This window comes from Streptomyces sp. MUSC 14, from assembly GCF_001866675.1.
In the GTDB taxonomy this organism is placed as follows: domain Bacteria; phylum Actinomycetota; class Actinomycetes; order Streptomycetales; family Streptomycetaceae; genus Streptomyces.
In genome coordinates this window covers 78,562-100,938 of sequence record NZ_MLYN01000078.1, presented here as the reverse complement: position 1 = coordinate 100,938, position 22,377 = coordinate 78,562, and the positions used below count along the sequence as shown (strand labels likewise).

The following is a 22,377-nucleotide window of genomic DNA, read 5'->3' as shown; positions in this document are numbered from 1 at the left end:
GCGTACCAGTTCGGACCGAGGTGCCGGAGACGGGCGTCGGGTAGGACGGCGGGGGCGGGCGCGGGAGGGGCTGCGATGACCATGACTCCACCGTCCCGCTGGGATCCGCCCCTGACCAGGGAGTTCCTCTCTATGAGGGCATAAGCTGGTCTTATGAGCGAGGTGTCTTATGGCTGAGGCGGAGGGGCAGCGCGAGCGCACGGCGTCCCTGGCGCACCGGGTGCCGGACCTGGCCGCACTCGAACTGCTGCTGGCGGTGGCCCGGCTGGGCAGTCTCGGCGCGGCGGCACGCGAGGTCGGCATCACCCAGCCCGCCGCCAGCAGCCGGATCCGCTCCATGGAACGGCAGCTGGGGGTGGCCCTGGTCGACCGCTCGCCGCGCGGCTCCCGGCTCACCGACGCCGGGGCCCTCGTGACGGACTGGGCCCGCCGGGTGGTGGAGGCGGCGGCCGCCTTCGACGCGGGCGCGCGGGCGCTGCGGGACCGCCGGGACTCGCGCCTGCGGGTCGCGGCGAGCATGACCATCGCCGAGTACCTGCTGCCCGGCTGGCTCCTCGCCCTGCACGCCGAACGCCCCGACACGGCCGTCTCGTTGCTCGCCGGCAACTCCACGAAGGTCGCGGAACTGCTGCTGTCCGGCGAGGCGGACCTCGGCTTCGTGGAGGGGCTGACGGTGCCGAGCGGCCTGGACACGGCGGTCATCGCCCGCGACCGGCTGATCGTCGTCACCGCCCCCGGCCACCCCTGGGCCCGCCGCCGACGCCCGCTCGCGGCCCGGGAGTTGGCGGAGACCCCGCTGATCCTGCGCGAGCGGGGCTCCGGCACCCGGCAGGTCCTCGACGCGGCACTCGGCGGCCTCGCCCGGCCCCTGATCGAGCTGTCGTCCACCACGGCGGTCAAGGCGTCGGCGGTCAGCGGAGCGGGTCCCTCGGTCCTGAGCGAGCTGGTGGTGGGGGAGGAGCTGGCGATGCGCCGCCTGGTCAGCATTCCGGTGGAGGGCGTCTCGTTGCAGCGGGAGCTGCGGGCGGTCTGGCCGACGGGACACCGGCCGACGGGACCCGCGCGGGAGCTGCTGTCGCTGACCCGGGGATGACACCCGCACCCGGCGCACAGCCCCGGGCTCAGCGGCGAAATTCCGTGGCCGGCCGCCCGCAGGGCACGGCACGATGATCCGCATGACCACCAGCGCCCCGCCCGCCACGGGCGTCCGTACCCCCTGGGAAGCCCTCCCCGCCGCCGTCCGGGACGCGGTCGGCGAGACGCTCGGCGCGCCGGTCGTACGGTCGCAGACACAGCGCGGCGGCTTCTCGCCCGGCGTCGCGGCGCGCGTGCGCACCGCCGCCGGCGGCACCGGCTTCGTCAAGGCGGTGAGCGCCGAGGCCAACCCGCACAGCCCCGTTCTGCACCGCCGGGAGGCCCGTGTCGCCGCCGCGCTCCCGGCCGCCGTACCCGCGCCGCGCCTGCTCGGGACGTACGACGACGGCACCTGGGTGGCGCTGGTCTTCGAGGAGGTGGCGGGACGCCAGCCGCACGTGCCCTGGCGGCCGGACGAGCTGCGCCGGGTGCTCGACGCCCTCACCGTGCTCGCCCGCACCGGCACACCGTGCACCCTGGACGTGCCGCCCGTCGCCGAGGACCTGGCAGAGGCCTTCAGCGGCTGGCGCCGGCTCCTCGACGGCGAGGCCGGCGGCGTCGGCGGCGTGCGCGACCGGCTCGGCGCGTGGGCCGCCGACCAGCTGCCCGAGCTCGCCGCGCTGGAGGCCCGCTGGTCCGAGGGCGCCGCGGGGGACACCCTGGCCCACGCCGACGTGCGCGCGGACAACGTGCTGCTCACGGCCGACGGGAGGGTGGCCTTCGTGGACTGGCCGCACGCGCTGCGCGCCGCGCCCTGGTTCGACCTGCTCGTCATGCTGCCGTGCGTGCGGGCGCAGGGCGGCCCCGATCCCGAGGAGGTGTTCACCGCGCACCCGCTGGGCCGGGACGCCGACCCGGACGCGGTGACCGCCGCGCTCGCCGCCCTCACGGGCTACTTCCTGCGCAGCTCCCTGAACCCCGCCCCGCCCGGTCTGCCCACCCTGCGCCCCTTCCAGCGGGCCCAGGGAGACGCGGCCTCGGCCTGGCTCAGGCGGCGGCTGCGGCAGCGGTGACCAGCGCCCGCATCACCCGCGGATCCTCGCCCATCTCCGGATGCCACTGCACCCCGAGCACCCACCCTGCCGCCGACGGCAGTTCCAGTGCCTCGACCGTGCCGTCCGTCGCGTACGCCGAGGCGACCAGGCCCCGGCCGAGCCGGTCGACGGCCTGGTGGTGGTAGGTCGGTACGGCCGTCTCCTCCGGGACGATGCCGGCGTAGCGCGTGCCCGGCACCGGCTTGACCGGATGGCGGCCGAAGACACCGACCGCCTCCGTGTGCCCGTCGAGGTGCTGGACGAGCGTCCCGCCGAGGGCGACGTTGAGCAGCTGCATGCCCCGGCAGACCCCGAGCATCGGCACGCCCGCCGCCAGCGCCGCGTCGATCAACGCCAGCTCCCAGGCGTCCCGCTCCGGCGCGGGCGGCCCCGTGCGCGGCGAGCGCGCGGCGCCGTAGCGGGCGGGGTCGACGTCCGGGCCGCCGGCGACGACCAGCCCGTCCACCCGGGCCACCGCCTCGGCCGCGCGCCCGGGGTCGTCCGGCGGCAGCATGCAGGCCAGTCCGCCGGCCCGCTGCACCAGCCGCGGATAACCGGCAGCCAGCAGCACCGCGTCCAGCTCCCACACGCCCCAGCGCGCCCCGGACTCCAGATACGTGCTGATGCCGATCAGCGGTCGTACGGTCGTCATACCGCCCTCCCCGGAGGTTAAAGGTTTACGAGGATACCTTTACATCACCTGTCGCTACGCCAGGAAGCCCCGCAGCAGCGCGGCCGTGCCCGCGCAGTGCTCGCGCATCATCTCCCGTGCGCCGTCCGCGTCACCGTCCAGCACCGCCTCCACCAGCGCGGTGTGCTGCCGCTGGGAGTGCTCCAGGTTGCGCACCAGCAGCGGGATGCAGTCGAGCAGGTCGTTGACCGTGGCCCGCACCGCCGCGTACTGCGCGGTCAGGGAGGGAGAGCCGCACAGTTCGGCCAGCGTCAGGTGCAGCAGCGTGTCCAGGCGCCGGTAGTCGGCGAGCGGGGCGTCGTGCGTGCGGGCCAGCGCCTCGCGCAGCCGGTCCGCCTGCTCCGGTGTCAGCCCGTACGCCGCGCACAGCCCCGCCGCGCCCACCTCCAGCACCTCGCGGAAGCGCAACACGTCCTCGATGTCGACCTCGGCGATCCGCCGCCGCAGCTCGTGCTCGCCGCCGGCGTCCGCGCGGGGCAGCACGAACGTTCCGCCGTACCGCCCGCGCCGCGCCTCCACCAGCCCCTGGTCCTGGAGCACCTTCAGGACCTCGCGCAACGTCACCCGGCTGATCCCGAGCCGCTCCGCCAGTTCCCGCTCGGCCGGCAGCCGCTCCCCGCCCGGCACCAGGCCGAGCCGCACGACCTGGAGGACCTGCTCCAGCGCCTCCTCGAAGCCGTTGCCCGCCCGCACCGGCCGCAGCACCGGAGCGAGCCGGTCACCCACCCCCTGCGTCTCACTCTCCCAGGACATCCGGCCTTACCCCCTTCCCAAGCAATGGTTCTGGGCAATACCTTATGGCTCCCGGCCCGGCCGAAAAAGCGCGAAGGAAGCGCGAAGGCTCCCAAGGAGGCTTTCCCGTGGCAGACCGCACACCCCCGCTCGGCGTCGAGGAACTGCACGCCCTCGTCGCGAGCGGTGAGATCGACACTGTCGTCCTGGCCTTCCCCGACATGCAAGGGCGGCTCCAGGGCAAGCGGTTCGCCGCCCGCTTCTTCCTCGACGAAGTCCTGCACCACGGTACCGAGGGCTGCAACTATCTCCTCGCCGTCGACACCGAGATGAACACCGTCGACGGCTACGCGATGTCCTCCTGGGAACGCGGCTACGGCGACTTCGCCATGCACCCCGACCTCACCACCCTGCGCCGCATCCCCTGGCACCCCGGCACCGCCCTGCTCGTCGCCGACCTCGCCTGGAACGACGCCTCCCCGGTCGTCGCCGCGCCCCGCCAGATCCTGCGCCGCCAGCTGGACCGGCTCGCCGGCCTCGGCCACACCGCCCAGGTCGGCACCGAGCTGGAGTTCATCGTCTTCAAGGACAGCTACGAGACGGCCTGGGACGCGGGCTACCAGGGGCTCACGCCCGTCAACCAGTACAACGTCGACTACTCCATCCTCGGCACCGGCCGCGTCGAACCCCTGCTGCGCCGGCTGCGCAACGACATGGCGGGCGCGGGCCTCACCGTCGAGTCCGCCAAGGGCGAGTGCAACCCCGGCCAGCACGAGATCGCCTTCCGCTACGACGAGGCCCTCGTCACCTGCGACAACCACGCCCTGTACAAGACGGGCGCAAAGGAGATCGCCGCCCAGGAGGGCGTCTCGCTCACCTTCATGGCCAAGTACAACGAGCGCGAGGGCAACTCCTGCCACATCCACCTCTCGCTCGCCGACGCGGACGGGAACAACGCCATGGCAGGAGACGGCCCCGGCGGAATGTCCGACGTCATGCGGCACTTCCTCGCCGGGCAGCTCGCCGCCCTGCGTGACTTCTCGCTCCTGTACGCCCCGAACATCAACTCCTACAAGCGGTTCCAGCCGGGCTCCTTCGCCCCCACCGCCGTCGCCTGGGGCCACGACAACCGCACCTGCGCGCTGCGCGTGGTCGGCCACGGCCGCTCGCTGCGCTTCGAGAACCGGCTGCCCGGCGGAGACGTCAACCCGTACCTCGCCGTCGCCGGACTCGTCGCGGCCGGCCTGTACGGCATCGAGCAGAAGCTGGAACTGCCCGAGCCCTGCCCCGGCAACGCCTACACCGCGGACTTCGAGCACGTCCCGACCACCCTGCGCGAGGCCGCCGAGCTGTGGGAGAACAGCCCGATCGCCAGGGCCGCCTTCGGCGACGAGGTCGTGGCCCACTACCGCAACATGGCGCGCGTCGAGCTGGCGGCCTTCGACGCCGCGGTCACCGACTGGGAGCTGCGCCGCTCCTTCGAACGCCTGTGAACCAGACTGTGAAAGGCCGAATCGTGTCTGATGCGGACGAGTTGAAGGTCCTCAACCCCGCCACGGAAGAGGTCGTCGCCACCGTTGCCGCCGCGAGCGGGCAGGACGTGGCCGCCGCCGTCGCCCGGGCCGCGCGTGCCCAGACCCGGTGGGCCGCCCTCGCCCCCGCCGACCGGGCCCGGCTGCTGCGCCGTTTCGCGGACGTGGTCGACGCCCACACCGAGGAACTGGCCCAGCTGGAGGTCCGCGAGGCCGGCCACACGGTCGGCAACGCCCGCTGGGAGGCCGGCAACGCCCGTGACCTGCTGCTGTACGCGGCCGGCGGCGCCGAACGCCTCCTCGGCAAGCAGATCCCGGTCCCCGGCGGCTGGAACGTCACCTTCCAGGAGCCGCTCGGCGTCATCGGCGTGATCGCCCCCTGGAACTTCCCCATGCCGATCGCCGCCTGGGGCTCCTTCCCGGCCCTCGCGGCCGGCAACACGGTCGTCCTCAAGCCCGCCGAGACCACCCCGCTGACGGCCCTGCGCCTGGCCGAACTGGCCCTGGAGGCGGGCCTGCCCGAGCACGTCCTCCAGGTGCTGCCCGGCCACGGCCACACCGCCGGACGCGCCCTGGTGGACCACCCCGACATCGCCAAGATCGTGTTCACCGGCTCCAGCCGCACCGGCCGCGAGGTCATGGAGCGCTGCGCGAAGCTCGTCAAGCCGGTCACCCTCGAACTCGGCGGCAAGAGCCCCAACATCGTCTTCGCCGACGCCGACCTCACCACCGCACTCGACCCGTTCTCCTTCCTGGACAACGCCGGCCAGGACTGCTGCGCCCGCACCCGCATCCTCGTCCAGGAGGCGGTGCTGGAGGAGGCCCGGGAGTTCCTCGCCGACGCGCTGGCCGCCGTGGTCGTGGGCGACCCCGCCGACGAGAAGACCCAGATGGGCCCGCTGATCTCCCGTCAGCAGCTGGAGCGCGTACGGTCGTACGTCCGCGCCGACGCGCCCGCCCTGCGCGGCAGCGCCCCGGGCGGCCCAGGCTTCTGGTTCCCGCCCACCGTCCTCACCGGTGAACGGCACGACGGCGAGGCGGCCCGCGAGGAGATCTTCGGCCCGGTCGCCGTCCTGCTGCCGTTCACCGACGAGGCCGACGCGATCCGCCTCGCCAACGACACCCCCTACGGCCTGTCCGGCTCCCTGTGGACCCGGGACCTCGGCCGCGCCCTGCGCGTGTCCCAGGCCGTCCGCGCGGGCAACCTGTCCGTCAACTCCCATTCCAGCGTCCGCTATTGGACCCCGTTCGGCGGCTACAAGCAGTCCGGCCTCGGCCGCGAACTGGGCCCCGACGCCCTGACCGCCTTCACCGAGACCAAGAACGTCTTCATCAGCACGGAGGGCCCCGCACAGTGACCGCAGAATCTGTTTGCCGCCGCCTGGTCGGCCGTACCGCCGTCGTCACCGGAGCCGGCAGCGGCATCGGCCTCGCCACCGCCCGCCGGCTCGCCTCCGAGGGTGCCCACGTCGTCTGCGCGGACGTGGACGAGGCCCGCGGCAAGGCCGCCGCCGACGAGGTCGGCGGACTCTTCGTCAAGGTCGACGTCACCGACCCCGAGCAGGTCGAGGCGCTGTTCAAGACCGCGTACGACACCTACGGCAGCGTCGACGTCGCCTTCAACAACGCGGGCATCTCCCCGCCCGACGACGACTCCATCCTGGAGACCGGCCTGGAGGCCTGGAAGCGCGTCCAGGAGGTCAACCTCACCTCCGTCTACCTGTGCTGCAAGGCCGCCATCCCCTACATGCGCCGCCAGGGCAGGGGTTCCATCATCAACACCGCGTCCTTCGTGGCGAGGATGGGCGCGGCCACGAGCCAGATCTCGTACACCGCCTCCAAGGGCGGCGTCCTCGCCATGTCCCGGGAGCTCGGCGTGCAGTTCGCGCGCGAGGGCATCCGTGTGAACGCCCTCTGCCCCGGGCCGGTCAACACCCCGTTGCTGCAGGAGCTGTTCGCGAAGGACCCGGAGCGTGCGGCCCGCCGCCTCGTCCACATCCCGCTCGGCCGGTTCGCCGAGGCCGAGGAGATCGCCGCTGCCGTCGCCTTCCTGGCCAGCGACGACTCCTCCTTCGTCAACGCCGCCGACTTCCTGGTGGACGGCGGCATCGCGGGCGCGTACGTCACACCGATGTAGGGGACGGTCAGAGGAACGTGTGCCCTTCGCCCCGGTAGGTGGGCACGGTCGCCGTGACCGTGTCCCCCTCGATCAGCCGCAGGGCCGCGAACCGCTCGCACAGCTCGCCCGCCTTGGCGTGCCGGAACCACACCTTGTCCCCGATGAGCAGATCGTCGGCGGGCGAGCCGAGCAGCGGGGTCTGTACCTCGCCGGGACCCTCCTGCGGGTCGTACGCCAGCCCCTCGGGCAGATACGGCACCGGCAGCCGGTCCCGGCCCGCGGCGCCCGAGGCGGGATAGCCGCCGCCGAGCACGGTGACGATCCCGACGCCCGGCCGCCGCACCACGGGCTGGGCGAACAGGGCGGCCGGCCGGCCGGTGAACGACGTGTAGTTGTCGAAGAGCCGTGGCACGTACAGCCCCGAACCGGCCGCTATCTCGGTCACGGCGTCCTCGGCCGCGGTGTGCTGCACACTGCCCGTGCCGCCGCCGTTGACGAACTCCAGGCCGGGCACGACGGCCCGTACCGCGCGCACGACCGCGGCGCGCCGCTCGGCCAGTTCCCGGCGGGCCGCCGCCTGCATCAGCCGCACGGCGCGGGACCGCAGCGGCCGTCCGGCCACGGAGTCGCCGACCCCGGCGATGTGCCCCTCGTACGCCATGATCCCCACCAGCCGGAACCCCGGCCGCCGGGCCACCGACCTCGCCAGGTCGGCGAGTTGGCCGGGGGAGTGCAGCGGAGAGCGCCGGGCACCGACTCGCACCCGGCCCCCCAGCAGCTTCAGCGAGGTGTCCAACTCCAGGCAGATCCGGACCACTTCACGCCCCCCGTCCCGGGCGGCGTCGATGAGGTCGAGCTGGGCGACGTCGTCCACCATCACGGTGACGGCACCGGCGAGCTTGGGATCGGCGGCCAGCTCCGCGAAGCCGGTCCGGTCGGCGGACGGATACGCCAGCAGGATGTCGTCGAACCCGGAGCGCGCGAGCCACAGGGACTCGGCCAGGGTGAACGACATGATGCCCCGGAAGCCGTCCCTGGCAAGGACCCGTTCGAGCAGGGCCCGGCAGCGAACCGACTTGCTGGCGACCCGGACCGGCTTCCCGGCGGCACGGCGGACCAGATCCTCCGCGTTGGCGTCGAAGGCGTCCAGGTCCACGATCGCGAGGGGGGCGTCGAGATGGGCGGTGGCCCGGTCGTAACGGGCCCGGTCAGCGGCGAGCGCAGTCATGACGGAAGCCTGCCAGACAGGATTACCGCGGGGTAGGGGGACGTTCCGGGCAGATGCCCCCGGGCGCGTGTACTGGTTCTCTTTCCCTCAGGGACAACCCGTAGAGTGACGCGCACGTACGGCGGAACACGCCCGGCCGCTTCACCTGAACCGGGATGCCGGTCCAGCCGTACGGGTATGCGTGCCCGGACGGAGCTGTGCGCACCGGGTGCGGCCGAGGAGTGGAACGGCCCGCGTATGTGACGACGGCCCGGGCACGAGGAAACGGGGGGTGCATGAGCACGGAAGCGCGCCACGCCCCGGTGCCGCCACGACCGTCGACCCCACCCGGCCACTCCTCTCCCCAGGGCTCGTCCGCTGCACCGCCGCGGTCGTCGTCCGCGCCGGGTCCGTCGGCGCCACCCGTGCCTTCGAACCCGCCACGCCCGTCCACTCCGCCGACGTCTGCCGCACCACCACGGTCGTCGTCCGCGTCAGGTCGGTCGGTGCCGCCGCCGGTGCCCTCGGGCCCGCCGGGTTCGTCTGGTGCGCCGACGTCTGTCGCACCACCACGGTCGTCGTCTGCGCCGGGTCGGTCGGTGCCGCCGCCGGTGCCTTCGGGCCTGCCGGGTTCGTCCGGTGCGCCGACGTCTGTCGCAGCGCCGGGGTCGTCCGGTGTGTCGGGTGTGCAGGGTGTGTTTACGTCGGCGCGGTCGTCTTCCGCGCCGGGTCCGTCGGCGCCACCCGTGCCTTCGAACCCGCCGCGTCCGTCGGGTTCCGGTGGGCCGGGAGGGGCTTCGGCTCCGCAGCGTCCGGCGGCCACGACGCGTCCGGCGAGTTCCGCCGGTGCGCCCCGCCCCGCGGGCCCGGCCGACGACCCCGACGACGAGCCGTCCGTTTTCACGCCGCCCGCCGGCCGGCCGTCCGGCGGGGAACAGGCGAGCGGCGCCGGGGCGAAGCCGGTCGTGCCCGAGGGCACCGACCCCGTGAGCCCGCCGCCACCCCCCGCCTCGGCCCGGTTCCCCGACGCGCCGCCGCGCCCTGGGCGCCACAACCGACCCGCCCGGCGCGACGGCTCCGCACAGCGGCCCGGGCAGGGGGCCCGCCGACTGGTGGCCCCCGCCGAGACCGCCTCGGAGACGACGACCCGGCTCCGCCCGGTACCCGCCTCCGAACCCACCGCACCGGCACCGGGATCCACGGCACCGCGTCCCACGGCGGCGGAGACCACGACCCGGCTCCGGCCGGTTTCGGCCTCCGAACCCACCGCACCGGCACCGCGTCCCACGGCTCCGGGACCCGCAGCCCCGGAACCCGCGGCGGCGGAGACCACGACCCGGCTCCGGCCGGTTCCCGCGTCGAACCCCGGTTCCTCGAAGCCGCCGCGCGCCGCCTCCACACCCACGCCCGCGTCCGCACAGGCTTCCGCGGCCGTTCCCGGTACGGCGGGCGGCTGGAGCCCCCTGTCGGCCGACCGTCCCGCCGGTCCGCTCCCGCCCGCTGCCGAGCCGGACCCGGCGCTGTCCTGGAGCGCCGGCGCCGCCGCGCGCCCCGTCGTGTCGTTCGGGCGGCCCGAGGCCTTCAGCGAGCCGTCGCGGCTCCGCGTGGGCCGGCGGACAGCAGTCGCCGCCGGCTGTCTCGTCCTCGGTCTCGGCCTCATCGGCGGTGCCGCGGCCGGGAGTTGGCTCACCGGCGACGGCGGGGGCGACACCGGCGCCGACCACTTCACCGCCGCCGCGGCGCTCTGGCACAACGTGCCCGTCGACCAGCTGTTCCCGCCCACCGTCCAGGGCACCGGAGCCGGGCCCGGCGGCGCCGACCGCACCTGGACCAGGATCGCCGTGGCCCCGGACAGCGGCTGCGCCCACGCCTTCGACCCGCTGCTCCAGAAGGTCCTCGCCCCGCTCGGCTGCCGCCGGCTGCTGCGCGCCACCTACACCGACGCCACCCAGAGCTACGTCACCACCGTCGGCCTGCTGTTCACCGACGCCGACCCCGCCGCCATGTCCGCGCTCGCCGCCCGCTTCCGCACCGAGCACCTGGACCGGCGCACCGACCTGATGCCCCGGCCGTACGCCGCCGCGGGCACCGTCGCGGCCGGCTTCGGCGACCAGCAGCGCGCCTCCTGGACCGTCTCCGTCCTCACCGACGCCCCCGTCGTCGCCTACGCCGTCTCCGGCTGGGCCGACGGCCGCGAGGCCGACGCGCCCCAGCCCGCCGCCGACGCGGTCGACCCGAGTGCCACCACCGCACCCGCCCAGGCCGGTCTCGGCAACGAGGCCCAGGGCCTGGCCGACCGCATCGAACGCCGCCTGCGCCAGCACATCGGCACGGCCACGGAGACCCCTTCATGAGGCGAGCGAGAACCTCCGCGCGGCACTCGATACGCGACCGGCGCGGCGTCAGCGCCCCCGCCGCTGCCACCCTGAGCCTGCTGCTCGCCGGCGTCCTCGCCGTGCTGCCGGCCGGCGCGGCCCACGCCGACGGCATCCGCGCCCAGCAGTGGGGCCTCGACGCCCTGCACCTGGACGAGGCCTGGCAGACGACCAAGGGCAAGGGTGTCACCGTCGCCGTTCTGGACACCGGCGTCGAGGCCGACCACCCCGACCTCGTCGGCAACGTCCTGCCCGGCCAGGACATGATCGGCTTCGGCGCCAGGCAGGGCGACCGCACCTGGGCCCGGCACGGCACCGCCATGGCCGGCATCATCGCCGGGCACGGACACGGACCCGGCGACTCCGCCGGCGTCATGGGCGTCGCCCCCGAGGCGAAGATCCTGCCCGTCCGGGTGATCCTGGAGGACGGCGACCCCGCCCGCACCAAGGCCCGCACCACCCGGGGCGACGCCCTCGCCGACGGCATCCGCTGGGCCGCCGACCACGGCGCCGACGTCATCAACCTCTCCCTCGGCGACGACTCGAACTCCGCGCACCCCGAACCGAGCGAGGACGAGGCCGTGCAGTACGCCCTGAAGAAGGGCGTGGTCGTCGTCGCCTCCGCGGGCAACGGCGGCGAGAAGGGCGACCACATCTCCTACCCGGCCGCCTACCCCGGCGTCATCGTCGCGACCGCCGTCGACCGCTACGGCACCCGCGCCGCCTTCTCCACCCGCCGCTGGTACGCCGCGGTCAGCGCGCCCGGCGTCAACGTGGTCATCGCCGACCCCGACCACAAGTACTACGAGGGCTGGGGCACTTCGGCCGCCTCCGCCTTCGTCTCCGGCGCGGCGGCCCTGATCAAGGCCGCCCACCCCGATCTGGCCCCGGCCCAGGTCAAGAAGCTCCTGGAGGACACCGCCGAGGACGCGCCGGTCGGCGGCCGCGACGACTCCCGCGGCTTCGGCATGATCGATCCGGCCGCCGCGCTGAAGGCGGCCGACCGGATCCAGCCCGAGAGCCTGCGTGTGACGGCGTACGACAAGAAGTACTTCGGAGCCGGCCCGGACGTCCCCAAGGCCACCTCCCGGGCCGCCGACTGGGCGGGCCCGCTGGCCGGCGGCACCGGCGGGGTGCTGCTGGTGGCGGGCATCGTCCTGTGGCGGGGCCGCAGGCGGCCGGCCTGAGGGCGTCAGAGGCGGCCGCGGCGGCCACCGGCCAGGGCATTTGATGTGAAGAGCCGGATCGTTTTCCGGATCACACCGTTCACTTGCCGGTGAAGGCCGACACCGCCGCCTTCGCTGCCGCCTCGACCAGTGCGATGCCCTCCGCCTGGGTCCCGGTGCCCTTCGACAGCACCGCCACCAGATAGCCGGTGCCGTCCACCGTCACCCGCCCGATGCTGTTCACGTCCCACAGACCGGTCGTGCTGCGGGCCAGCCAACCGTTCTTCAGCGGACAGGAGTTGTCGTCGTGGGCGGCCGACACCCCCCACTGCTGATCGGCCTCGACCGATGCCATCAGGCCCTGGACGTACGCCCGTGAAGCCGCGCTCAGTTGCCCCTCGTCGTCGCCGAACACCTGCTGGAGCAGCCTGAGTTGGTCCGCCGCCGTGGTCTGGGTCAGCCCCCACAGCTCGCCGTCGCCGCCGGAGGTGCCCGTCAGCCCGAAGCGCCGGTTGGCCGCGTCCAGGCCGTCCGCCCGGCCGATCGAGTGCCACAGCTCCGTCGCGGACGCGTTGTCGCTGTTCTCGATCATCTTCGTCGCGTACGCCCGCTCCGCCGCCGTCAGCCGCCGCTCCGCGTCCTGCGCCTGGAGCAGCAGCGCGGCCAGGATGTCGACCTTGACGATGCTCGCCGTGTCGAAGGCCGCCCCGCCGTATCCCGCGCTCTCCCCGGAGTCCACCGCCAGAACAGCCGCCGAGACCTCGGCACCCGCCGGCACGCGCACCGCCGCCATCGCCTCGCGCAGCCGCGCGTCCCGGTCCACCGCCGCCTTCGTCACCGACGCCTCCTCGCCCGCCCCGGCCGAGGAGGAGGCCGGGGCCGTCGCCGCCGACGATACGGCTGCCGCCCCCGGGTGCGCCCGCCCCTTCACGTACGCCGTGCCCCCGGCCGTGACCCTGACGACGGCCGTCACCGCGAGCGCGGTGTGCAGCAGCGGACGGCGCCGGGACGGACGCGCACGACGGCCACGACGGGCTCCTGGGGACTCCATGGCGGCGATGCTCGGGGCGCGGACTGTGCGCCCCGTGGGACCGGGGTGAGACGACGGTCAGCGCATCCTGGGATTCCCGTGAGAGCGGCCCCGCACCGGCCGGGTGGTGACCCCCCGATAGGGTCGGTGACCGTGGCGAACAAGAACATTCCCGACCCCGGCTTCTCCGACGACGACGGCTCCGCCGACCCCCGGCTGAGCGCCGCGCTCGTCGCCTGGGCCGAGGACCGCGGTGCGCTCGGGCCCGTCCTGGAGGCCCTGAAGGGCGCCCGCCTGCTCGTCCCGGTCGTCGCCGTGCTCGGCGAGGTCGAGGAGGACGAGAACGGCCTGCGCCGCGAGAAGACCAGCGACATGGCCGTACCCACGCTGAAGGCCGGCGGGCGCACCGCGCTGCCCGCCTTCACCTCCACCGACTCCCTCGCCCGCTGGGACCCCGCGGCCCGCCCTGTCGCCGTACCCCTGCACCAGGCGCTCCAGGCCGCCGCGCACGAGAAGGCCGACACCGTCGTGCTGGACCTCGCCGGACCGGTGCCGTTCGAGCTGACCGGCGCCGCGCTGCTCGCCCTCGCCGAGGGCCGCACCAGCACGGATCCGCTCGCCGATCCGGCGGTCGTGGACGCGGTGCGCGCCGTGGTCGCCGACGTGCCCGCGGTGCTCCGTGCCCATCTGGTCCGCGGCCGGGCCGACGGCACCCTCGCCCTGGTCTTCGAGCCGGCCGTGCCGCACGACGCGGGCGTCCACGAGGTCGCCCGCCGCCTCGCCGCCGACGAAACACTGAGGGCCCGCCTGGTGCGCGGCCTCGACCTGGCAGTACTGCCGGCCGAGGCGACGCCTCCGGGCGAGCCCTTGTACGTACGAGGGTGAGACCGCTCCGGTGGGTGTCGTTCGGATCATCCCGGCGTCGCGGGGTCCGGCACGCACGCCCCCAGAGGGGGCATCCCCGGAGCGGGCCCCATGACCCCGCTCGGGTCGGGCCGGCAGGCGCCGTTCCTGACGGCCGGCCCGACCCGGACGACAGCCCCTAGCCGTAGACGGGACCGGTGTACTTCTCGCCCGGGCCCTGGCCCGGCTCGTCCGGGACGACCGAGGCCTCGCGGAAGGCCAGCTGGAGCGACTTCAGGCCGTCGCGCAGCGGGGCCGCGTGGAAGGAGCTGATCTCGGTCGCGCTCGCGTCCAGCAGGCCGGCGAGACCGGTGATCAGCTTGCGGGCCTCGTCCAGGTCCTTGTACTTCTCGCCCTCCTCGCTCAGCCCGAGCTTCACGGCGGCGGCGCTCATCAGGTTGACGGCGACCGTCACGATCACCTCGACGGCGGGGACCTCGGCGATGTCCCGGGTCATCGCGTCGAAGTCGGGGTTCTCAGGAGGGGTCTCACTCATGCCCCACACGATAGGCGGTCCGTGACCACGGGGATCATCGGGATGGCGGGCTCCCGATTAGGCCTTGTCAAGCGATCCTGCTAATCTGGTGGACGACCGGCCGGACGTGCCCTGCTCGCAGCAGAGCTCCCGGCCCACAAGTGGAGGCTCCGAACTCCCACCTGACCGTCCTCACGGACGGTGGGTCATCCGGTCAGGCGGCCACCATCGTTCCGTACGGACGATGGAGTCGCCCGAATCGCGCCCCGCGGCATCGCGGCGGTGCTCCGGTTGTGTTGTGGAGCCCCGCCTGTGATCGTCCGGGGCATTTTCTTTGCTTCGGCGCGGTTAGGTCTAACGAAAAGAGACGTACGCGGCTGTCCGCCAGACAACCGTGTGGTGCTACCGAGGAGGATCCATCAGCGCCGAGCCCCGCATCAACGACCGGATTCGCGTTCCCGAGGTGCGACTTGTCGGTCCCAGTGGCGAGCAGGTGGGCATCGTCCCGCTCGCTAAGGCACTGGAGCTTGCGCAGGAGTACGACCTGGACCTGGTCGAGGTCGCGGCGAACGCCCGTCCGCCCGTGTGCAAGCTCATGGACTACGGGAAGTTCAAGTACGAGTCGGCCATGAAGGCCCGTGAGGCGCGCAAGAACCAGGCGCACACGGTCATCAAGGAGATGAAGCTCCGGCCGAAGATCGACCCGCACGACTATGACACCAAGAAGGGTCACGTCGTCCGGTTCCTCAAGCAGGGCGACAAGGTCAAGATCACGATCATGTTCCGTGGTCGCGAGCAGTCCCGGCCCGAGCTGGGCTACCGACTGCTGCAGCGTCTCGCGGAAGACGTCCAGGACCTCGGTTTCGTCGAGTCGAACCCGAAGCAGGACGGCCGCAACATGATCATGGTCCTCGGTCCGCACAAGAAGAAGACCGAGGCCATGGCCGAGGCCCGGCAGGCGCAGGAAGCCCGCAAGGCCGAGGCGAAGGCGAACCCCGGTAAGTCGCAGAACCCTGCCGAGGCCGAGGCACCTTCCGAGGAGCCCGCCGAGGCGTGATCCCGGGGGACAGCAGTCCCCAGTGGATGTAACCGAAAGAAGAGCGACGCTCCACCGTGCCCGGTTTCACGACCGGGCACCGGAGCGCCACCGACGAGGAGATAACGGCGCTATGCCGAAGAACAAGTCGCACAGCGGTGCCAGCAAGCGCTTCAAGATCACCGGCTCCGGCAAGGTGCTGCGCGAGCGCGCCGGCAAGCGCCACCTGCTCGAGCACAAGTCCTCCCGCGTCACGCGTCGCCTCACCGGCAACGCCGAGATGGCCCCGGGCGACACCGCGAAGATCAAGAAGCTTCTCGGCAAGTGACGTGACCGGCGCTCGCCACCACTGAGCGCCGCACGTCAGGACCGGGACCCAGTCGTTTCCGGGTCGTGTGAGTACCACCACGACCCCGCTACAAGGAGTTAACAAGTGGCACGCGTCAAGCGGGCAGTCAACGCCCACAAGAAGCGCCGGGCGATCCTCGAGCAGGCCTCCGGCTACCGCGGTCAGCGTTCGCGCCTGTACCGCAAGGCCAAGGAGCAGGTCACCCACTCGCTGGTCTACAACTACAACGACCGCAAGAAGCGCAAGGGCGACTTCCGTCAGCTGTGGATCCAGCGCATCAACGCCGCTGTCCGCGCCAACGGCATGACCTACAACCGCTTCATCCAGGGTCTGAAGGCCGCGAACGTCGAGGTCGACCGCAAGATCCTGGCCGAGCTGGCCGTGAACGACGCGAACGCCTTCGCGGCGCTCGTCGAGGTCGCGCAGAAGGCGCTGCCGTCGGACGTCAACGCGCCCAAGGCTGCGTGACGCTGCGCTGGCCTCAGCCGACGTGACTTCAGGACCCGCAGGCTTCTGGGCTTGCGGGTCTTGCTGTTGGGGTGCCTCGGCAGTCGTTCGGCCGCGGGCCGGTGGGGGCTGGTCGCGCAGTTCCCCGCGCTCCTGGGCGAGCTGCAGCTTGGCGGCGCCTCGAAATGAGACTTTCTGAAGGTGAAGGACAAGATGCCCACCCCCGAGCTGATCTCTCCGCGGTCCGCCCGTGTCGTTGCCGCCCGGCGGCTCGCGAAGCGGAACTTCCGGGGGAAGGACCGGCTGTTTCTCGCGGAGGGGCCGCAGGCCGTCAGGGAGGCGGCCGGGCATCGGGCCGGCGGTGAGCCGACCCTCGTCGAGCTGTTCGCCACCGTCGAGGCCGCGGAGCGGTACGCCGACATCATCGGCGCGGCGCGGACCGTGGGCGCCCGGGTGCACCTCGCCTCCGAGGACGTCATCGCCGACATCTCCACCACCGTGACCCCGCAGGGGCTGGTCGGTGTGTGCCGCTTCCTGGACACGCCGTTCGAGGACATCCTCGCCGCCCGGCCGAAGCTGGTCGCCGTGCTCGCCCATGTGCGGGATCCCGGGAACGCCGGGACCGTGCTGCGCTGTGCCGACGCCGCCGGGGCCGAGGCCGTGATCCTCACCGACGCCTGCGTCGACCTCTACAACCCCAAGGCCGTACGCGCCTCCGTGGGCTCCCACTTCCATCTGCCCGTCGCCGTCGGCGTCCCCGTCGAGCAGGCCGTGCGCGGGCTGACGGACGCCGGTGTGCGCATCCTCGCCGCCGACGGCGCGGGGGACCGCGACCTCGACGAGGAGCTGGACAAGGGGACCATGGGCGGGCCGACCGCCTGGGTGTTCGGGAACGAGGCCTGGGGGCTGCCCGAGGAGACCCGCGCCCTCGCCGACGCCGTCGTCCGCGTCCCCATCCACGGAAAGGCCGAGAGCCTGAACCTCGCCACGGCCGCCGCCGTATGTCTCTACGCGTCGGCCCGTGCACAGCGCGCCTCCGGAGGGTGCCGCTCCGTCACCGAGAGCTAGTAGGGTGACGAACTCGGGGCCCTGCGCCGTCTGAGAGGTGGGGTACGGGGATGAGTGTGGCCGGCACGAGCACCGCGCCGGGGGGACCGGAGGGACGGGACGCGCGACGCGCGCCTGTGCCCGGGTGGGCCGATCACGCGGCCCTCGACCCCGACCAGCTCCCCGACGGCCTCGTCATCGCCGACGAGCAGGGACGCGTGGTCTGCTTCAACGTCGCCGCCAGCCGGATCACCGCCGTACGCGCCGCCGACGCCCTCGGGCAGCCCCTGGAGAAGGCGCTGCCGCTGGAGGACCTGGAGGGGCGCCGGTGGTGGCAGCTCACCGACCCGTACGGCGGGCTCGCCATCCGGGTGCGGCAGCCGGAGCGGAACCTGCTGCTGCCCGGCGGCCGGGAGGTGCTCGTCTCCGCCCGCTACGTCCGCGCCGAGCCCCTCGGGCCCGTCCGGCGCGTTCTCGTCTCGCTGCGCGACACCGAGGCCCGCCGCCGCACCGAGCGCAGCCACGCCGAGCTGATAGCGACCGTCGCCCACGAGCTGCGGTCCCCGCTGACCTCCGTGAAGGGCTTCACGGCCACGCTCCTCGCCAAGTGGGAGCGCTTCACGGACGACCAGAAGCGGCTGATGCTGGAGACCGTCGACGCCGACGCCGACCGGGTCACCCGCCTCATCGCCGAGCTGCTGGACATCTCGCGGATCGACAGCGGACGCCTGGAGGTGCGGCGGCAGCCCGTCGACATCGGGGCCGCCGTCTCCCGGCACATCCAGGCCTACGTCGCCGCCGGCCAGCCCGCCGACCGCTTCCTGCTCCGCATCGAACAGCCGCTGCCCGACCTGTGGGCCGACCCCGACAAGGTCGACCAGGTGCTGAGCAACCTGATCGAAAATGCCGTGCGGCACGGCGAGGGAACCGTCACCATTGACGTCACGCCCTGCGCATCCCCGCGCGACGGCGAGGAAACCGGCACGTCGGTCACGGTGAGCGACGAAGGTCCCGGCATCCCGGAGGCATCCATGAACCGCGTCTTCACCCGCTTCTGGCGGGGCAGCAAGCGCGGCGGCACCGGGCTTGGGCTGTACATCGTCAAGGGCATCGTCGAGGCCCACGGCGGCACCATCACGGTCGGCCGCGCCGCCGTCGGCGGCGCCGAGTTCCGATTTACGTTGCCCGTGGCGGCCCCGGCGTATCTCGCCTGAGACGGCCCACGGGCTCTTCGTATACCTCCACCCCGTTAGACTCGGCCTTTGGCACCTTTGTGTCCTTCATGCGGCGATCCAGAAGCCGAGAGTCGGTGACGGGGACCATCCGCCAGCCAATCGGAAGCACGGGAAGAGATGTCGGCACCCAATAAGTCGTACGACCCTGTCGAGGTCGAGGCGTTGAAACCGGAAGAGATCGAGCGCATGCGGGACGAGGCGCTCGCCGCCTTCGCCGCAGCGGGCTCCCTTGACGCGCTCCACGAGGCAAAGGTCGCCCACACCGGCCCGGCCTCCCCGCTGGCCCTCGCCAACCGCGAGATCGGCGCCCTGCCCCCGCACGCCAAGGCCGAGGCCGGCAAGCGCGTGGGCATGGCCCGCGGCGCCGTCAACAAGGCCCTCGCAGGCCGTCAGTCCGAGCTGGAGGCCGAGCGCGACGCCCGCGTCCTCGTGGAGGAGTCGGTCGACGTCACGCTGCCGTACGACCGTGTCCCGCCCGGCGCCCGGCACCCGCTGACCACGCTGTCCGAGCGCATCGAGGACATCTTCGTGGCCATGGGCTACGAGGTCGCCGAGGGCCCGCAGGTCGAGGCCGAGTGGTTCAACTTCGACGCCCTCAACATCGGCCCGGACCACCCGGCCCGCGGCGAGGCGGACACCTTCTTCGTCGAGGGTCCCCAGGGCGGCACCGAGTCCGGCGTCGTCCTGCGCACCCACACCTCGCCCGTGCAGATCCGCTCCCTGCTGGAGCGCGAGCTGCCGGTCTACGTGATCTGCCCCGGCCGCGTCTACCGCACCGACGAGCTGGACGCCACGCACACGCCCGTCTTCCACCAGGTCGAGCTGCTCGCCGTGGACGAGGGCCTCACCATGGCCGACCTCAAGGGCACCCTGGACCACATGGTCCAGTCGCTGTTCGGCGAGGGCATGAAGACCCGGCTGCGGCCGAACTTCTTCCCCTTCACCGAGCCGAGCGCCGAGATGGACATGCTCTGCTACGTCTGCAAGGGCGAGTCCGTCGGCAACCCCGACCGGCCCTGCCGCACCTGCTCCAGCGAGGGCTGGATCGAGCTGGGCGGCTGCGGCATGGTCAACCCGCGGGTGCTCACCGCCTGCGGCGTCGACCCGGAGAAGTACAGCGGCTTCGCCTTCGGGTTCGGCATCGAGCGGATGCTGATGTTCCGCCACAACGTCGAAGACATGCGAGACATGGTCGAGGGTGACGTCCGGTTCACCCGGCCGTTCGGGATGGAGATCTGATGCGGGTCCCGCTTTCTTGGCTGCGGGAGTACGTCGACCTGCCGGCGACGGAATCCGGCCGCGACGTCCAGGAGAAGCTCGTCTCGGCCGGCCTGGAGGTCGAGACCGTCGAGCAGCTCGGCGCCGACCTCAAGGGCCCGCTGGTCGTCGGCCAGGTGCTGACCATCGAGGAGCTGGAGGGCTTCAAGAAGCCGATCCGCTTCTGCACGGTCGACGTCGGTGCGGCGAACGGCACGGGCGAGCCCCAGGAGATCGTCTGCGGCGCCCGCAACTTCGCGGTCGGCGACAAGGTCGTCGTGGTCCTCCCCGGCGCCACCCTGCCCGGCGGCTTCTCCATCGCCGCCCGCAAGACGTACGGCAAGACGTCCCACGGCATGATCTGCTCCACCGACGAGCTGGGCATGGGCGACGACGGCACCCACGGCATCATCGTGCTGCCGCCGGAGACCGAGGTCGGCAAGGACGCCATCGAGCTGCTGGAGCTGGTCGACGAGGTCCTCGACATCGCCGTCACCGCCAACCGCGGCGACTGCCTGTCCATCCGCGGCGTCGCCCGCGAGGCCGCCATCGCCTACGGCCTGCCGCTGCGCGACCCGGCCCTGATCGACGTACCGGCCCCGAACGCCTACGGCTACCCGGTCCAGGTCACCGACCCCTTCGGCTGCGACCGCTTCACCGCGCGCACCGTCACCGGCCTGCGCCCCGAGGCCCGCACCCCGATCTGGCTCCAGCGCCGGCTCCAGAAGGTCGGCATGCGCCCGATCTCGCTCGCCGTCGACATCACGAACTACGTGATGATGGAGCTGGGCCAGCCGCTGCACGCCTACGACCGGTCCCTGGTCCAGGGCACCATCGGCGTGCGCCGCGCCCAGGAGGGCGAGAAGCTCGTCACCCTCGACGGCGTCGAGCGCACGCTGCACGCCGAGGACCTGGTCATCACCGACGACCGCGGCCCGATCGGCCTCGCCGGTGTGATGGGCGGCGCCAACACCGAGATCGCGGATCACGAGGTCACCGAGGACGGCGTCAACGGCACCACCGACGTGGTCATCGAGGCGGCCCACTTCGACGCCGTCGCGATCGCCCGTACGTCGCGCCGCCAGAAGCTGCTGTCCGAGGCGTCCCGCCGCTTCGAGCGCGGCGTCGACCCGCAGGCCGCCGCGGCCGCCGCGCAGCGCACCGTGGACCTGCTGGTCCTGCTCGCGGGCGGCACGGCCGAGGCCGGTGTCACCGAGATCATCGCACCCTCGGCCCCGCACACCATCACCGTCCCGGCGGACCACCCCGACAAGGTCGCGGGCGTCGTCTACGGCCGCGAGACCGTCGTACGCCGCCTCCAGCAGGTCGGCTGCGACGTGTACGGGCAGGACGAGCTGATCGTCACCGTCCCGTCCTGGCGGCCCGACCTGGTCGACCCGAACGACCTGGCCGAAGAGGTCATCCGTCTGGAGGGCTACGAGAACCTGCCTTCCACGCTGCCCAAGCTCCCCTCGCAGCGCGGGCTGACGCACCGTCAGCGGCTGCACCGCCGGGCCGGCCGCGCGCTGGCCGGCGCGGGCTTCGTCGAGGCGCCGAACTACCCGTTCGTCGCCGAGCAGGTCTTCGACCAGCTCGGCCTGGACTCCGACGACCCGGCCCGCCGCGTCGTCAAGCTGGTCAACCCGCTGAGCGACGAGGAGCCCGCGCTCCGTACGACGCTGCTGCCGGGCCTGCTCGGCGCGCTGCGCCGCAACGTCGGCCGGGGCAGCCACGACCTGGCGCTGTTCGAGACCGGACTGGTCTTCCACCCGCGCGAGGAACGGAAGGCCGCCTTCCATCTGCCCGTCGACCGGCGGCCGACCGACGAGGAGATCGCCGCGCTGAACGCCGCGCTGCCCGAGCAGCCGCGGCACGTGGCCGCCGTTCTCGCCGGTGCGCGCGAGCAGGCCGGCTGGTGGGGCAAGGGCCGTCCGGCCGACTGGGCCGACGCGGTGGAGGCGGCGCGCGCCGTCGCCCGCGAGGCCGGTGCCGAACTGACCGTCCGCAAGGGCCAGTACGGCCCGTGGCACCCCGGCCGCTGCGCCGAGCTGGTGATCGTCGTCGACGGTACGGAGCAGGTCGTGGGCCACGCGGGCGAACTGCACCCGCGTGTGCTGAAGGCCCTGGGGCTGCCGGAGCGCACCTGCGCGATGGAGCTGGACCTGGACGCCATGGAGGCGGCCGGCGACGGCGTCCCGCAGGCGCCGGGCATCTCCGCGTTCCCGGTCGCCACGCAGGACGTCGCGCTCGTCGTCGACCTGCCCGTCCCGGCCGCGGAGGTCGAGGCGGCGCTGCGCGAAGGCGCCGGTGAACTGCTGGAATCCATCCGACTGTTCGACGTGTACGAGAACGCGGAGCAGCTCGGCGAGGGCAGGAAGTCGCTGGCGTACGCGCTCCGCTTCCGGGCCGGGGACCGCACGCTGACCGTGGACGAGGCGTCCGCCGCGCGGGATGCGGCGGTATCCCTGGCGGGCGAGCGCACCGGGGCGGTGCTGCGGGGCTAGCGCCCTTCGTTCACTGCATAAATGCGGGTTGGCCTGCGAAGACTCACTCATTCGGGTGGGAATCGCCGGCGATCTGGTCCGTCCGGACCATGCCCTCGACAGAA

General features: G+C 73.1%; 20 protein-coding genes. 15 read left to right on the top strand and 5 right to left on the bottom strand.

What is annotated here, in order from left to right:
* Positions 1–169 precede the first annotated feature (169 nt).
* Entirely contained in the window at positions 170–1,093 is a 924-nt protein-coding gene (locus tag BIV25_RS40650) for a LysR family transcriptional regulator (RefSeq protein ID WP_071377589.1), read from the top strand.
* Between the two features lie 82 nt (positions 1,094–1,175).
* The gene (locus BIV25_RS40645) at positions 1,176–2,147 is read left to right on the top strand and encodes an aminoglycoside phosphotransferase (RefSeq protein WP_071377600.1); all 972 of its coding nucleotides are present in this window, start codon (positions 1,176–1,178) and stop codon (positions 2,145–2,147) included.
* Here the strand turns inward: BIV25_RS40645 and BIV25_RS40640 are convergent.
* Together BIV25_RS40640 and BIV25_RS40635 are read right to left on the bottom strand one after the other, a co-directional pair.
* Positions 2,122–2,820 (bottom strand): gamma-glutamyl-gamma-aminobutyrate hydrolase family protein, encoded by a 699-nt coding sequence (locus BIV25_RS40640; RefSeq protein ID WP_071377588.1) that lies wholly within the window; start codon positions 2,818–2,820, stop codon positions 2,122–2,124. The genes BIV25_RS40645 and BIV25_RS40640 overlap by 26 nt on opposite strands.
* A 54-nt stretch (positions 2,821–2,874) precedes the next feature.
* On the bottom strand, positions 2,875–3,612 hold the full coding sequence (locus tag BIV25_RS40635; protein WP_071377587.1) for a FadR/GntR family transcriptional regulator: 738 nt from the start codon (positions 3,610–3,612) through the stop codon (positions 2,875–2,877).
* Positions 3,613–3,719: 107 nt separating this feature from the next.
* Here BIV25_RS40635 and BIV25_RS40630 point away from each other — a divergent pair, with 107 nt between their 5' ends.
* Genes BIV25_RS40630 through BIV25_RS40620 form a run of 3 tightly spaced genes read left to right on the top strand, consistent with a single transcriptional unit; the run spans position 3,720 to position 7,260 of the window.
* Entirely contained in the window at positions 3,720–5,084 is a 1,365-nt protein-coding gene (locus tag BIV25_RS40630) for a glutamine synthetase family protein (protein WP_071377586.1), read from the top strand.
* A 23-nt stretch (positions 5,085–5,107) separates the two neighbouring features.
* Complete coding sequence (locus BIV25_RS40625; RefSeq protein ID WP_071377585.1) at positions 5,108–6,481, top strand: aldehyde dehydrogenase; 1,374 nt, start codon at positions 5,108–5,110, stop codon at positions 6,479–6,481.
* Positions 6,478–7,260, top strand: coding sequence for a 3-oxoacyl-ACP reductase (locus tag BIV25_RS40620; RefSeq protein WP_071377584.1), 783 nt, complete (start codon positions 6,478–6,480; stop codon positions 7,258–7,260). The genes BIV25_RS40625 and BIV25_RS40620 overlap by 4 nt, the downstream gene beginning before the upstream one ends.
* 7 nt (positions 7,261–7,267) lie before the next feature.
* On the opposite strand, the gene BIV25_RS40615 is transcribed toward BIV25_RS40620, so the two are convergent.
* Positions 7,268–8,470: an amino acid deaminase/aldolase gene (locus BIV25_RS40615; RefSeq protein WP_071377583.1), complete on the bottom strand. Its 1,203-nt coding sequence runs from the start codon at positions 8,468–8,470 to the stop codon at positions 7,268–7,270.
* 944 nt (positions 8,471–9,414) lie between these two features.
* Between BIV25_RS40615 and BIV25_RS53750 the strand changes: the two genes are divergently transcribed.
* Together BIV25_RS53750 and mycP are read left to right on the top strand one after the other, a co-directional pair.
* On the top strand, positions 9,415–10,803 hold the full coding sequence (locus BIV25_RS53750; protein WP_256257124.1) for a hypothetical protein: 1,389 nt from the start codon (positions 9,415–9,417) through the stop codon (positions 10,801–10,803).
* On the top strand, positions 10,800–12,011 hold the full coding sequence (mycP, locus tag BIV25_RS40605) for a type VII secretion-associated serine protease mycosin (RefSeq protein WP_079177202.1): 1,212 nt from the start codon (positions 10,800–10,802) through the stop codon (positions 12,009–12,011). Before BIV25_RS53750 ends, mycP begins: the two co-directional genes overlap by 4 nt.
* 79 nt (positions 12,012–12,090) lie before the next feature.
* Here mycP and BIV25_RS40600 read toward each other — a convergent pair whose 3' ends face one another.
* A complete protein-coding gene (locus BIV25_RS40600; RefSeq protein WP_071377582.1) occupies positions 12,091–13,041 on the bottom strand; it encodes a serine hydrolase in 951 nt (316 codons plus the stop codon).
* A gap of 132 nt (positions 13,042–13,173) precedes the next feature.
* Between BIV25_RS40600 and BIV25_RS40595 the strand changes: the two genes are divergently transcribed.
* Positions 13,174–13,905 (top strand): SseB family protein, encoded by a 732-nt coding sequence (locus BIV25_RS40595; protein ID WP_071377597.1) that lies wholly within the window; start codon positions 13,174–13,176, stop codon positions 13,903–13,905.
* Between the two features lie 157 nt (positions 13,906–14,062).
* Here the strand turns inward: BIV25_RS40595 and BIV25_RS40590 are convergent, their stop codons facing one another.
* Complete coding sequence (locus BIV25_RS40590; protein WP_071377581.1) at positions 14,063–14,419, bottom strand: DUF1844 domain-containing protein; 357 nt, start codon at positions 14,417–14,419, stop codon at positions 14,063–14,065.
* A 373-nt stretch (positions 14,420–14,792) separates the two neighbouring features.
* Between BIV25_RS40590 and infC the strand changes: the two genes are divergently transcribed.
* The 7 genes from infC to pheT all read left to right on the top strand — a co-directional run bounded on the left by infC (position 14,793) and on the right by pheT (position 22,273).
* Positions 14,793–15,455 carry a translation initiation factor IF-3 gene (gene infC / locus BIV25_RS40585; RefSeq protein WP_030654735.1) on the top strand — a complete coding sequence of 221 codons (663 nt, stop codon included), beginning with the start codon at positions 14,793–14,795 and terminating at the stop codon, positions 15,453–15,455.
* 112 nt (positions 15,456–15,567) lie between these two features.
* Entirely contained in the window at positions 15,568–15,762 is a 195-nt protein-coding gene (gene rpmI / locus BIV25_RS40580; RefSeq protein ID WP_071377580.1) for a 50S ribosomal protein L35, read from the top strand.
* Between the two features lie 105 nt (positions 15,763–15,867).
* On the top strand, positions 15,868–16,251 hold the full coding sequence (gene rplT / locus BIV25_RS40575) for a 50S ribosomal protein L20 (protein ID WP_071377579.1): 384 nt from the start codon (positions 15,868–15,870) through the stop codon (positions 16,249–16,251).
* Positions 16,252–16,443: 192 nt separating this feature from the next.
* On the top strand, positions 16,444–17,298 hold the full coding sequence (locus tag BIV25_RS40570) for an RNA methyltransferase (protein WP_071377596.1): 855 nt from the start codon (positions 16,444–16,446) through the stop codon (positions 17,296–17,298).
* Between the two features lie 50 nt (positions 17,299–17,348).
* On the top strand, positions 17,349–18,491 hold the full coding sequence (locus tag BIV25_RS40565; RefSeq protein WP_071377578.1) for an ATP-binding protein: 1,143 nt from the start codon (positions 17,349–17,351) through the stop codon (positions 18,489–18,491).
* 138 nt (positions 18,492–18,629) lie between these two features.
* Positions 18,630–19,751 carry a phenylalanine--tRNA ligase subunit alpha gene (gene pheS, locus BIV25_RS40560; protein ID WP_071377577.1) on the top strand — a complete coding sequence of 374 codons (1,122 nt, stop codon included), beginning with the start codon at positions 18,630–18,632 and terminating at the stop codon, positions 19,749–19,751.
* A complete protein-coding gene (pheT, locus tag BIV25_RS40555; RefSeq protein ID WP_071377576.1) occupies positions 19,751–22,273 on the top strand; it encodes a phenylalanine--tRNA ligase subunit beta in 2,523 nt (840 codons plus the stop codon). Before pheS ends, pheT begins: the two co-directional genes overlap by 1 nt.
* Positions 22,274–22,377 lie beyond the last annotated feature (104 nt).